The following is a 12,266-nucleotide window of genomic DNA, read 5'->3' as shown; positions in this document are numbered from 1 at the left end:
GCCCGCCCCGCGAGCGCACACTGAGCCTTGTGACGACGTACGACCAGGCCGGGCTCAAGCGCGTCGACGTGCACGTCGAAGGCATCGTGCGGGGCATGGGCTTCCGCCCCTACGTGCGCGCGCTCGCCCGCCGCCTCGGCCTGGCCGGCCGGGTACGCCACGACCTCGGCGGCGTGCGCATCGAGATCGAGGGCCCCCGCCCCCGCGTCGAGGAGTTCCTCACCGCCCTCGAACGCGACGCGCCCGCCCTGGCCCGGATCGAGCGCGTCACCGTCCGCGCCGCCGAGCCCGCCGGCCACCACGGCTTCACCATCGCCGCCGACGACCTCTCAGGGCCGCGCCGCGCCCCCGTCCCCGCCGACATCGCCACCTGCGACGACTGCCTGCGCGACCTCGCCGACCCGGCCGGCCGCCGCCACCGCCACCCGTTCGTCAGCTGCGCCAACTGCGGCCCGCGCTTCACCGTCGTCCGCGCCGCCCCCTACGACCGGCCGCGGACCACCATGGCCGGCTTCGCCCTGTGCCCCGGCTGCGCCGCCGAGTACCACGACCCCGGCGACCGCCGCTTCCACGCCCACACCGTCTGCTGCCCCGCCTGCGGCCCCCGGCTCAGGCTGCTCGACGCGCGCGGCGGCGAGCTGTGCGGCGACCCCGTCGCCACCGCCGCCGCCCTCCTGCGCGCCGGCCGCGTCCTCGCCGTCAAAGGGCTCGGCGGCTACCACCTCGCCGTGCCCGCCTCCAGCGAGGCGGCCGTCGCCACGCTGCGCGGCGGCAAGCACCGCGAGGACAAACCGTTCGCCGTCATGGCCGCCGACCTCGACCAGGCCCGCCGCCTGTGCCTGATCGACGGGACCGCCGCCGCGCTGCTCACCAGCCGCGCCCGCCCCATCGTGCTGCTGCCCCGCCGCACCGGCCCCCTCGCCGCGCCCGTCGCCCCCTCCGTCGCCCCCGGCGACCGCTGCCTCGGCCTCATGCTGCCCGACACGCCGCTGCACCACCTGCTGCTCGCCGAGACCGCCGAACCCCTCGTCCTCACCAGCGGCAACGTCAGCGACGAGCCCATCGCGCACGAGGACGCCGACGCCCTCGCCCGGCTCGGCGGCATCGCCGACGCCTTCCTCACCCACGACCGGCCCATCCACGTCCGCGCCGACGACAGCGTCGTACGCCCCACCGCCGGCGGGATCACCATGCTGCGCCGGGCCCGCGGCTACGCCCCCGAGCCGCTGCCGCTGCGCCACGCCACCCCCCGCACCGTGCTCGCCTGCGGCGCCGACCTCGACAACACCTTCTGCCTGGCCACGGAGCGGCGCGCGTTCGTCTCCCAGCACCTCGGCGACCTCGACGACCACCAGACCCTGCGCGCCTTCACCGACGGCATCGGCCACTACTGCGCCCTGTTCGGCCTGCGCCCCGAGGTCGTCGCCCACGACCTGCACCCCGGCTACCTCTCCACCGCCCACGCCCTCGGCGTCACCGGCGTCGAGCACGTCGGCGTCCAGCACCACCACGCCCACATCGCCTCCTGCCTCGCCGACAACGGCGAGCCGGGCCCCGTGATCGGCGTCGCCTTCGACGGCCTCGGCCACGGCACCGACGGCACCCTGTGGGGCGGCGAATTCCTGCGCGCCGACCTGACCGGCTTCCAGCGCCTCGGCCGGCTCGCCCCCGTCCCCATGCCCGGCGGCGCCGGCGCCGCCGTCCGCCAGCCCTGGCGCATGGCCGCCGCCTACCTCGGCCCCGCCGACGGCCACCCCAAGCTCGACGTCGCCCGCCGCCACGCCGACCGGTGGGCCGCCGTGCTCGCCCTCGCCCCCGGCGCCCCCCTCACCTCCAGCGCCGGCCGCCTCTTCGACGCCGTCGCCGCGCTCCTCGGCGTCCGCGACCACGTCACCTACCAGGGCCAGGCCGCCATCGAGCTCGAACGGCACGCCGACCCCGCCGAGACCGCCGCCTACCGCGCCCGCCTCACCCCCGGCGAGCTGCTCACCGTCCACGCCGCCGACCTCGTCCACGCCGCCGCCGGCGACCTGGAGGCGGGCAGGCCCACCCCCGCCATCGCCGGCCGCTTCCACAACGGCGTCGCCGACGCCGTCCTGCGCGCCTGCGCCGCCCTCAGGGACACCACCGGCCTGACCGCCGTCGCCCTGTCCGGCGGCCTCTTCCAGAACGCGCTGCTCACCGAACGCGCCGTCCGGCGGCTGCGCGAGGCCGGCTTCCGCGTCCTGACCCACCGGCGCGTGCCGCCCGGCGACGGCGGCATCAGCCTCGGCCAGGCCGCCGTCGCCGCCGCCCGCGACCGGGCCGCCCTATCACCCGCCCCCCGCTGAGGCCCCCGGTACCCGTGGGAGCGAAGGGACCCGTGGAACCAAAGTGATCTCCGTGACGTCCAAAAGGGCGTGCGAACCCCCAACCGGCCCAAGCATGCCCGGGAGAACGGCCGGTTGGCCGAGCTCGACCTGCTCCGCTTCCTCGCCGCCCTGGCCGTCGTCGCCTTCCACTACCTCGTCGCCTACGCCAGCGTCTGGGGCGACCGGCCCGCCGAGCTCTTCCCCGCCCTGGCCCCCCTGGCCGGCCTCGGCATCCTCGGCGTCGAGCTGTTCTTCATCATCAGCGGGTTCGTCATCCTCATGTCCGTCTGGGGGCGCGGGCTCGGCGCGTTCGCCCGCTCCCGCCTGGTCCGCCTCTACCCGGCCTACTGGCTCAGCCTCGCCGCCGTCGCCGCCCTCTACGGCCTCACCGGCGCCAAAGCCCTCGACCCCAAGCTCTCCACCGGCGAGTACCTGCTCAACGCCACCATGTTCCAGCGGCTGTTCAAGGTCACCGACGCCAGCGGCGTCTACTGGTCGCTCTGGGCCGAGCTGCGCTTCTACCTCCTCATGGCCGTCCTCGTGCTCATCGGCGTCACCCGCGGGCGCGTCCTCGCCTTCGCCGGCCTCTGGCTCGCCGCCGCCCTGACGCTCAAGCTGCTCCAGCACGCCGAGATCGCCGTCCCCCCGGTCGTCACCGAGACCGTCATGCCCGACTACGCCCCCTACTTCGTCGCCGGCATGGGCCTCTACCTCATCCACAAACAGGGCCACGCCTGGCTGCCCTGGATCCACGTCGCCGCCGGCTACGCCCTGGCCCTCGACTCCGCGCTCGGCCGTGTCCACCGCCGCATCGACGCCGCCGGGTTCACGAACATGCCCGTCACCGACACCGCCGTCGTCATCACCATCACGATCATCTTCGTCCTGATGGCCCTCGCCGCCACCGGGCTCCTGCGCCTCAGGCCCCGGCCCACGCTCACCGCGCTCGGCGGCATCACCTACCCGCTCTACCTGTTCCACAGCGCCGTCGCCGTCGCCGTCATCCCCGCGCTCACCGGCCACCTGCCGCCCTGGGCCGTCGCCACATCCGCCACGCTGGTAGCCGTACTCCTGTCCTATCTGGTCTATGCCTTTGCCGAACGTCCCATCCAGCGGCTCCTCAAGCCCCGCAGGCATCCGCAAACCCCAACAGCTCCCGCCGTACAGGTGGAAAAAGCGTCGGTGCCATAACCTTGTGGCCTCGGGGCACTGTGAAGGGCATAGGCTCGGGCATATAAACGGCGGATAGACAGACCCGGACGAACAGAGGGTGTTGCATGACGGTGCGTCGGGTGATGGGCATCGAGACCGAGTACGGCATCTCCGTACCCGGCCAGCCAGGCGCCAACGCGATGGTGACCTCCTCGCAGGTCGTCAACGCGTACCTCGCCGCCTCGGCGGCCCGCGCGCGCAGAGCGCGCTGGGACTTCGAGGAGGAGAACCCGCTGCGCGACGCGCGCGGCTTCGACCTGGCCAGAGAGGTCGCCGACCCCACCCAGCTCACCGACGAGGACCTCGGGCTGGCCAACGTCATCCTCACCAACGGCGCCAGGCTCTACGTCGACCACGCCCACCCCGAGTACTCCGCGCCCGAGTGCACCAACCCCCGGGCCGCCGTCATCTGGGACAAGGCCGGCGAGCGCGTCATGTACGACGCCGCCACCCGCGCCTCCGCCATCCCCTCCAACGCCCCCATCCAGCTCTACAAGAACAACACCGACGCCAAGGGCGCCAGCTACGGCTGCCACGAGAACTACCTCATGCGCCGGGCCACCCCCTTCGCCGACATCGTCCGCCACCTGACCCCCTTCTTCGTCAGCCGGCAGGTCGTCGTCGGCGCCGGCAAGGTCGGCATCGGCCAGGACTCCCGCGGCGAGGGCTTCCAGATCAGCCAGCGCGCCGACTTCTTCGAGGTCGAGGTCGGCCTGGAGACCACGCTCAAGCGGCCCATCATCAACACCCGCGACGAGCCCCACGCCGACCCCGAGAAGTACCGGCGGCTGCACGTCATCATCGGCGACGCCAACATGTCCGAGATCTCCACCTACCTCAAGCTCGGCACCACCGCGCTCGTCCTCGCCATGATCGAGGAAGGCTTCCTCAGCCGCGACCTCGCCGTCGACAACCCCGTCCAGTCCCTGCGCGCCGTCTCCCACGACCCCACCTGCCGCTACGAGATCCCCATGCGCGACGGCCGCAAGCTCACCGCCGTCCAGCTCCAGATGGAATACCTCGAACAGGCACGCAAGTTCGTCGAGGAACGCGGCACCGCCCAGGACGAGATGAACAAGGACGTCCTCGACCGCTGGGAGTCCGTCCTCACCCGCCTCGCCGAGGACCCCATGCAGCTCTCCCGCGAGCTCGACTGGGTCGCCAAGCTCGAACTCCTCGAGGGCTACCGCAGCCGCGACAACCTCGCCTGGTCCCACCCCAGGCTCCAACTCGTCGACCTCCAGTACAGCGACATCCGGCCCGACCGCGGCCTCTACAACCGCCTCGTCGCCCGCGGCCGCATGCAGCGCCTCGTCACCGAGGAAGAGGTCCAGCGCGCCGTCGAGCACCCGCCCACCGACACCCGCGCCTACTTCCGCGGCCGCTGCCTGCGCCAGTACAGCGAGTCCGTGGCCGCCGCCTCCTGGGACTCCGTGATCTTCGACATCCCCGGCCGCGAGTCCCTGCAACGCGTCCCCACGCTCGAACCCCTGCGCGGCACCAAGGCCCACGTCGGCGAGCTGTTCGACCGCTGCCGCACCGCCGCCGACCTCGTCGCCGCCCTCACCGGCGGCGAATGACCCCCACCTGACGCCGGGGCCCCTCACCTCGGGGCCCCCGGCGTCGCGTACGGGCCGCCCTCACACCACCAGGCCGATCCCCAGCGTCAGCGTGCCCACCGCCAGGCACGCGCCACCGGCCACCGCCAGCCAGATCAGCCCGCTCGGCCTCGTGTCCCGCGGCCGCGCCACCGACAGGAAGAAACCCAGCGGCATCAGGATCGGCGCCGCCACCATCAGCGTCCGCACCAGCGCCTTCACCCCCTCCGGCAACGCCGCCTGGTCCACGTACAACATCGCCACCAGGGCGAACAGCACCAGCACGCCCGCATGCGCGTGCCCGGCCCGCCACAGGCCGCGCCGGACCGGGTTGTCCAGGTAGCCGGGGACGTTCCGCATCAGGAACCTCAGCAGCGACACGCCGCCGAAGGCCACCGTCGGAACTGTGATGAGGAGCACACCTGCCGTGCTCAAGGACGAAGGGGACATAACAGCACCTCCCTGTGCTCAGGGCATCCAGTATTGGATAGCTTAGCTATCTAGTCAACCTCTTCAAGGTCGCCAGAGGATCCGCGCGAAATGTCGGGCGGTTCGGGGAAGATATGCCGTAGAAGCAGTCCCCCAAGCGGAGGTAGGACATGGCAACCAAGGACACCGGCGGTCAGAAGCAGACCGGGCGCCGCGAGAACGAGGTCGAGGAGACCGAGGCCTCGGCGGCGCCGGACGTTCAGGAGCGCCAGGAGAAGCTCACGGACGACGTGGACGCGATTCTGGACGAAATCGACGAAGTTCTCGAAGAGAACGCAGAGGAGTTCGTCAGGTCGTACGTACAGAAGGGCGGGCAATAGGGGGCAAATCGGACAACGGGGGAGAGGGGTGGGTCGGTGGGGAAGTGGTGTTCGGACTGCGGGGAGGTCAAGGACGTCTCCGAGTTCGGGCTCAACAAGCGCATGGCCGACGGGCTGGCGCGCTACTGCAAGGAGTGCTTCCGGCGGAGGCGCCACGAGAGCTATCGCAAGCGCAGGACCGAGCAGGGCGAGGTCGTGCGGGAGCGGATCGAGGTGGCCGAAGGCCAGAAGTACTGTCCTCGGTGCGCGGAGATCAAGCCGATCGCCGAGTTCGGCAGGAACCGGTCGCACGAGGACGGGCTCACCGACTACTGCAAGCCGTGTCACAACCAAGTGATGCGGGACAACCGGATCAAGAACCACGGCAGCACGCGGAACTACCACCTGAAGCGCCGTTACGGCATCACCGAGGACGATTTCGAGCGCATGCTCGCCCGCCAGGGCGGGCTCTGCGCCGTCTGCCGCCGGGTGCCGGGCACGTTCGTCGATCACAGTCACGTCACCGGGCGGGTCCGGGGCGTGCTCTGTTTCAACTGCAACAACGGGCTCGGGCACTTCGGCGACAACACGGTGCTGCTGGAGCTGGCGGCGCTGTACCTGGACGGGGAGGTGCTCTGGCCGGAGTTCGTGGTGCTGCCCGAGGCGGGCCGGGAGGCGGGCCGGGAGACGGGGAGGGTGACGCCGTCGCGGTCGTACCACCTGGCGCGGCGGTACGGGTTGCGGCACGAGGACGTCGAGCGGATGGTGGCGGGGCAGCACGGGGTGTGCGTGGTGTGCTGGGGGCGGCCGCCGGAGCACGTCGATCACTGTCATCGCACGGGTGAGGTGCGGTTCGCGTTGTGCCTGCCGTGCAACACGGGGATCGGGCAGTTCCGGGACGAGCCGGCGGTGGTGTGGCGGGCGCTCGCGTACGTCGAGGCGGCGGCGGAGCCCGGCGGCGGGCACGAGGAGGTCGTGGTGGGGGAGGCGGAGCTGCGGGAGCTGGAGGTGGCCGAGGACCGGCTGTGGGGGGAGTTCTACGCGCGGGCCTCCCGGCTCGATTGAGCGTTTCCGGCGGGGTGGTTTCAGCTCGACGGGGCGGGGGTGTCGTGGAGGAGGCCGTCGCGGTAGAGGAGTGAGCGGCGGGGGACGGCCCAGACGTGGGTGCCGAGCGGGGGTTCGTCGCCTTCGGGGACGACGAGCTGGATGAGGGCGCCGGGGTTGTCCAGGGTGACCAGGGTGTGGGTGCCGAGGTTCTCCAGGACGGAGACGACGCCGGGGAAGGCGCCGGGGCGTTCGGCGCGCGACAGGTCCATGTACTCGGGGCGGACGCCGTAGGTGAGGGGTTCGCCGGGGGCGAGGCCGGGCGGGGCGGGGAGGGTGGCGCCGGCGACGTGCAGGGCGCCGGCGGTGAGCTCGGCCGGCAGGAGGTTCATCGGGGTGGAGCCGATGAAGGCGGCGACGAACGTGGTGGCGGGCCGGTGGAAGATCTCGGCGGGGGAGCCGGTCTGGATCATGCGGCCCTGTGACATGACGGCGACGCGGTCGGCGAGGGCGAGGGCTTCGGCCTGGTCGTGGGTGACGAAGACGGTGGTGACGGCGAGCTCGCGCTGGAGGCGTTTGAGGAAGGTGCGGGCTTCGAGGCGGAGGCGGGCGTCGAGGTTGGACAGGGGCTCGTCGAAGAGGAACGCGGCGGGGTGGCAGGCGATGGCGCGGGCGAGGGCGACGCGTTGCTGCTGGCCGCCGGACAGCTCGCCGGGGCGGCGGTGGAGCAGGTCGGTGAGGGCGAGGCGGGCGGCGACCTCGGCGGCCTTGGCGGTGCGCCGGGCGCGGGGGACCTTCTTGATGCGGAGGGGGTAGGCGATGTTGGCGGTGACGTCCATGTGGGGGAAGATCGCGTAGTCCTGGAAGACCATGGCGAGGTCGCGGGCGCCGGGCGGCAGGCGGGTGACGTCGTGGCCGTCGATGCGGACGCCGCCGCCGGTGGGGGTCTCCAGGCCGGCGATGGTGCGCAGGAGGGTGGTCTTGCCGCAGCCGGAGGGGCCGAGCAGGGCGAGGAACTCGCCGTCGGCGATGGTGAGGTCGATGCCGTCGAGGGCGCGGACGCCGCCGGGGAAGACCTTGGTGAGGCCGTTCAGGGAGATCACCGTTTGATCCCTCCGTGGAAGCGGAAGCCGTAGCGCTGGGAGACGAACAGGTACATGGCGACGACGGGCAGCGAGTAGAGCAGCGAGAAGGTGGAGATGAGGTCGAGCTTGGGGGAGCCGCCCTCGGTGTAGAGGGTGTAGAGGATGACCGAGCCGGGTGCCTTGTCGGGGTCGCGCAGCAGGATGAACTGGAACAGGAAGCCGCCCCAGACGCTGGCGAGGGCCCAGACGGCGATGGTGGCCAGGCCGGGGCGGACGAGGGGGACGACGATGTGGCGCAGGATCTGCAGGGGGGTGGCGCCGAAGACGCGGGCGGACTCCTCGTAGGAGGTGGGGGTGTCGTCCATGAAGTCCTTGAGGATGAAGATGGCGGCGGGCAGCAGGCCGCTGGAGACGACGAGGATGACGCCGAGGTGGGTGTCGATGAGGTCGAGCCGGGTGGCCAGCTCGAAGACGGGGACCATGGCGGCGGTGCCGGTGACCACGGACGACAGCAGCAGGAGCAGGTAGAGCAGCGCGTCGCGGCCGGGCACGCGGACGCGGGACAGGGCGTAGGCGGCCAGGGCGGCGAGCACGACGACGAGCGCGGCCGAGCCGCCCGCCTGGATGAGGGAGTTGCGGATGGAGCCGAGCGCGTAGGGGTTGTCGAGGATGGCGGCGAAGTTGCGCAGGGTGAAGTCGGGGACGGAGGTGGTGATGCCGGGCGTGGCGTCGAAGGGGGCGGTGGCCAGCCACAGCATGGGGAGGGTGAAGAAGGCGAGGACGGCGGCGAGGACGGCGGTGGTGGCGAGCCTGCCGAGGACGTGCCGGACGAGGTTCATGCGGGGTGACCTCCTGCGGCGGTGGTGCTGGTGGTGGCCTGCCCGCGGCGGCCGCGCAGGAGCCGCAGGTAGGCGAGGGCGAGGAGCAGGTTGACGAGCAGGATGAGGAAGGAGATGGCGGCGCCGGCGCCGAGCTGCCCGTCGCGCAGGGCGACGCGGTAGACGTAGATGGGCAGGATCTCGGAGCGGCCCTCGGGGCCGCCGCCGGTGAGGACGAACGGCGTGAAGTCGTTGAACGTCCACAGGCTGATGAGCAGCAGGTTCGTCAGGACGTGCCGGCGGATGCGGGGCAGGACGACGTCGCGGAGCTGCTGGAGGGTGCCGGCGCCGGCCAGGCGGGCGGTCTCCAGGTGGGAGGGCGGGACGCTCTCCAGGGCGGCGGAGTAGAGCATCATCGAGAAGGCGGTGCCGCGCCAGACGTTGAAGACGATGATCGACAGCAGCGGGTGGTCGAGGAGCCAGGCGAGGCCGGGGGTGTGGAGCAGGGCGTTGAGGGTGCCGTCGTCGCGGTCGAGCAGCGCGAACCACAGGAAGCCGACGACGGTGGCGGGCAGGATCCATGACAGCAGGACGGCGCCTTCGACGAGGCGGCGCACGGGGCCGGCGCGGGCGCGCAGGATCCAGGCGAGGGTGAAGCCGAGGCCGGCCTGGCCGAGGACGGCCGAGCCGCCGACGTACAGGACGGTGAGCCACAGCGAGGTGAGGAAGCGGGGGTCGGTGAGGGCGCTGGTGTAGTTGGCGGGGCCGACGAGCCGGGGGTGGGCGGCGGCGAGGCCGGTGAGCCGGTAGTCGGTGAGGCCGAGGTAGACGGTCCACAGGGCGGGGAAGACGAGGAAGACGGCGACGAGGGCGAGCGCGGGCAGGACGAACGCGACGGCCCTGCCCGTGCCGATGCCGGCGGCGTCACCCGGCGACGTGGGCGGCGCCACCGACGATTCCCTCGAGCTTGGCCTGGTAGGCGGCGGCGGCCTCGTCGGCGCCGCGGCCGCCGACGACGGCGGCGGTGGCCTCCTGCAGGGCGGCCGACACCTGGGGGTAGACGGCGAGGCCGGGGCGGTAGGCGGTGACGGGCAGCACCTGGTCGGCGACGTACTTGAGCATGGGGTCGCCGGTGAGGACCTGGTCGTTGACGTCGGTGCGGGCGCTGATGCGGGCCTGGCCGGCGAGCTGGGTCCTGGTGGCGGCGGCGGAGTGCATGAAGGCCAGCAGCTCCCAGGCGAGCCGGGGGTTCTTGCTGAAGGGGTTGAGGACGCGGACGGCGCCGCCGGACATGCTGACGTGGTCCTGGCCGCGGATGCCGGCGCCGGGCCGCTGGGCGGGGATCATGGTGTAGCCGACGGCCCGGTCGCGGTCCTTCATGGGGGCGACGCCGGCGGTGGGCTCGATGACGGAGCGCCAGAAGTAGTCGCTCTCGGCCAGGATGCCGATCCGGCCGGCGGCGAACTGGGCGAAGGACTTGTCGCGGCCCTTGGCCTCCTGCTGGAGCCTGGGGTCGCCGAGGCCGCTGCCGCCGTAGATCTGCTGGTAGAAGCCGAGGACGTCCTTCATGGCGCGGGAGGCGCCGGTCCACTTGCCGCCGGCGTAGATCTCGGCGCCGGCGCCGGCGAGGAGGGGGAGCACGCCCTGCATGGTGGTGGCCTCGCCCATGGCGGTGCCGGCGTCGATCTGGATGGGGACGGGCACGCCGGCGGCCTTGAGCCGGTGGCCGGCGTCGATGATGTCCTGCCAGCTCGCGGGCCGCCAGGGGTCGGGAAGGCCGGCCTTGCCGAACAGGGTCCTGTTGTAGAACAGGACGCGGCCGTCGGTGCCCTGGGGCAGGCCGTACTTCTTGCCGTCGAAGACGCCGAGGCCCTGCACGGCCTGGGGGATGCGGGCCCAGCCCTCCCATTGGTCGACGGCGGGGCCGCCGACCTCGGTGAGGGGTTTGATGTAGCCGGCCTGGGCGAACTCGCCGACCCAGATGCCGTCGAGGTCGATGACGTCGGCGCCGGCCCTGGACTTGAGGTCGAGGGCGAGCTTGGTCTTGTACTGCTCGTCGTCGACGCCGCTGGGCTGGAAGAGCACCTTGACGTTCTGGTGGGTCTTCTCGAACTCGGGGATCACCCACTGCTTGATCCAGGTGGCTGACTCGGAGTTCTTGCCGCCCTCGATGGAGTTGGCGGCGATGGTGAGGGTGACGCTGCCGGTGCCGGTGCCGCCCCCGGTGCCGCAGGAGGCGAGGGTGAGCAGCGAGAGGATGGCGATCGCCGCAGGTCGGCTGGGGTATCGCATGTCGGCCTCCTGTTCAGGACGTGCAGACATACCGACGGTCGCATGGCGGGTGGCGGCGGTAAAGAAACGATCTGGACAACGATCCGCCCGCAGGGGGGTAGGTTGGCGCGCGCGGGGGAGGGTTCGCCGTGAGCTGATCGTGAGAAGTGCAGACGGCGGCGCAACAACAGTAGGGTCGCCCTAGGAACAGTGACGTTTGGGAGGGAGTCGCGTGGCATCGCACAGGGATCTGCCCGCCGGCTTGGTGAACCAGCTTTTCCGTAACACGGGGAGTTCCTCGTTCACCGAGTTCGTCAGCTCGTATGCGCCGGAGTTGCTGCCGCGGCGGGATGAGATTCTGGCCACCCCGATCGGCGACCAGGTTCCGCACGCGACCACGATCGTCGCCGCCACCTTCGCCGGTGGCGTGATCATGGCGGGTGACCGGAGGGCGACGTCGGGCAATCTGATCTCGCAGCGCGACGTGCAGAAGGTGTTCAGGGCCGACGACTACTCGTGCATGGGCATCGCGGGCACGGCGAGCACCGGCATCGAGTTCGCCCGGTTGTTCCGCGTGGAGCTGGAGCACTACGAGAAGCTGGAGGGGCGGACGATGTCGGTGGCCGGCAAGGCCAACCGGCTGGCGACCATGATCAGGGGCAACCTGGGCATGGCGATGCAGGGACTGGTCGTGGTGCCGTTGTTCGCGGCGTACGACCCGGACAAGGACGAGGGCCGCATCTTCAGCTACGACGTGGCGGGCGGCCCGTACGAGCGGGAACGGTTCGACGCGATCGGGTCGGGCTCGATCTTCGCGCGCGGGTCGCTGAAGAAGCTCTACCGCGACGGCGCCTCGGCCGACGACATGGTGATGACGCTCATCCAGGCCCTGTACGACGCGGCCGACGACGACTCGGCGACCGGCGGGCCCGACGTGACCAGGAAGATCTGGCCGATGGTGGGCGTGATCGACGCCGACGGCTTCCGCCGCCTGACCGACGAGGAGGTCGCCGGCTACGTCGATCAGATGCTCGAAGCCCGGCTGATCTCGCCCGACGGCCCCATCGCCCCGCTGCGCTAGAAAGGACCATCTGTCCGT

At 71.8% G+C, this 12,266-nt stretch carries 11 protein-coding genes; 6 read left to right on the top strand and 5 right to left on the bottom strand.

The genetic code is table 11. From position 1 onward, the window contains the following. The first annotated feature begins 29 nt into the window (after window positions 1-29). The 3 genes from hypF (at window position 30) to dop (ending at window position 5,143) form a co-directional block, all read left to right on the top strand. Window positions 30-2,330, top strand: a complete 2,301-nt coding sequence (gene hypF / locus AB0H75_RS24885) for a carbamoyltransferase HypF (RefSeq protein ID WP_367799894.1) — start codon at window positions 30-32, stop codon at window positions 2,328-2,330. A 69-nt stretch (window positions 2,331-2,399) separates the two neighbouring features. Continuing rightward, window positions 2,400-3,542 carry an acyltransferase family protein gene (locus AB0H75_RS24880; RefSeq protein WP_367799892.1) on the top strand — a complete coding sequence of 381 codons (1,143 nt, stop codon included), beginning with the start codon at window positions 2,400-2,402 and terminating at the stop codon, window positions 3,540-3,542. Window positions 3,543-3,628: 86 nt separating this feature from the next. Next, window positions 3,629-5,143, top strand: a complete 1,515-nt coding sequence (dop, locus tag AB0H75_RS24875; protein WP_367799891.1) for a depupylase/deamidase Dop — start codon at window positions 3,629-3,631, stop codon at window positions 5,141-5,143. Between the two features lie 60 nt (window positions 5,144-5,203). On the opposite strand, the gene AB0H75_RS24870 is transcribed toward dop, so the two are convergent. Beyond that, window positions 5,204-5,596, bottom strand: a complete 393-nt coding sequence (locus tag AB0H75_RS24870; protein WP_367799889.1) for a hypothetical protein — start codon at window positions 5,594-5,596, stop codon at window positions 5,204-5,206. 164 nt (window positions 5,597-5,760) lie between these two features. Here AB0H75_RS24870 and AB0H75_RS24865 point away from each other — a divergent pair, with 164 nt between their 5' ends. Continuing rightward, complete coding sequence (locus AB0H75_RS24865; RefSeq protein ID WP_090765327.1) at window positions 5,761-5,970, top strand: ubiquitin-like protein Pup; 210 nt, start codon at window positions 5,761-5,763, stop codon at window positions 5,968-5,970. Between the two features lie 36 nt (window positions 5,971-6,006). Then, complete coding sequence (locus AB0H75_RS24860; protein WP_367799886.1) at window positions 6,007-7,014, top strand: endonuclease domain-containing protein; 1,008 nt, start codon at window positions 6,007-6,009, stop codon at window positions 7,012-7,014. Between the two features lie 20 nt (window positions 7,015-7,034). Here AB0H75_RS24860 and AB0H75_RS24855 read toward each other — a convergent pair whose 3' ends face one another. From AB0H75_RS24855 to AB0H75_RS24840, 4 genes are read right to left on the bottom strand one after another with little or no spacing between them, the layout of a single operon-like run. After that, a complete protein-coding gene (locus AB0H75_RS24855; protein WP_367799885.1) occupies window positions 7,035-8,096 on the bottom strand; it encodes an ABC transporter ATP-binding protein in 1,062 nt (353 codons plus the stop codon). Then, window positions 8,093-8,917: a carbohydrate ABC transporter permease gene (locus AB0H75_RS24850; protein WP_367799883.1), complete on the bottom strand. Its 825-nt coding sequence runs from the start codon at window positions 8,915-8,917 to the stop codon at window positions 8,093-8,095. Before AB0H75_RS24850 ends, AB0H75_RS24855 begins: the two co-directional genes overlap by 4 nt. Further along, on the bottom strand, window positions 8,914-9,846 hold the full coding sequence (locus AB0H75_RS24845; protein WP_367799881.1) for a carbohydrate ABC transporter permease: 933 nt from the start codon (window positions 9,844-9,846) through the stop codon (window positions 8,914-8,916). Before AB0H75_RS24845 ends, AB0H75_RS24850 begins: the two co-directional genes overlap by 4 nt. Then, window positions 9,821-11,188 (bottom strand): extracellular solute-binding protein, encoded by a 1,368-nt coding sequence (locus tag AB0H75_RS24840; RefSeq protein ID WP_367799879.1) that lies wholly within the window; start codon window positions 11,186-11,188, stop codon window positions 9,821-9,823. Before AB0H75_RS24840 ends, AB0H75_RS24845 begins: the two co-directional genes overlap by 26 nt. A 211-nt stretch (window positions 11,189-11,399) precedes the next feature. Between AB0H75_RS24840 and prcB the strand changes: the two genes are divergently transcribed. Beyond that, window positions 11,400-12,248 (top strand): proteasome subunit beta, encoded by an 849-nt coding sequence (prcB, locus tag AB0H75_RS24835; protein ID WP_367799877.1) that lies wholly within the window; start codon window positions 11,400-11,402, stop codon window positions 12,246-12,248. The last annotated feature ends 18 nt before the right edge of the window (window positions 12,249-12,266 follow it).

Origin of the sequence: Nonomuraea sp. NPDC050783, assembly GCF_040802095.1 — a bacterium.
Taxonomy (GTDB): domain Bacteria; phylum Actinomycetota; class Actinomycetes; order Streptosporangiales; family Streptosporangiaceae; genus Nonomuraea.
This window is presented reverse-complemented; position numbering and strand designations above follow the sequence as displayed.

Coding starts and splice junctions, on each gene's coding strand:
- dop (WP_367799891.1), top strand. CDS start 3,629: ATGACGGTGCGTCGGGTGATGGGCATCGAGACCGAGTACGGCATCTCC.
- AB0H75_RS24865 (WP_090765327.1), top strand. CDS start 5,761: ATGGCAACCAAGGACACCGGCGGTCAGAAGCAGACCGGGCGCCGCGAG.
- AB0H75_RS24850 (WP_367799883.1), bottom strand. CDS start 8,917: ATGAACCTCGTCCGGCACGTCCTCGGCAGGCTCGCCACCACCGCCGTC.
- AB0H75_RS24840 (WP_367799879.1), bottom strand. CDS start 11,188: ATGCGATACCCCAGCCGACCTGCGGCGATCGCCATCCTCTCGCTGCTC.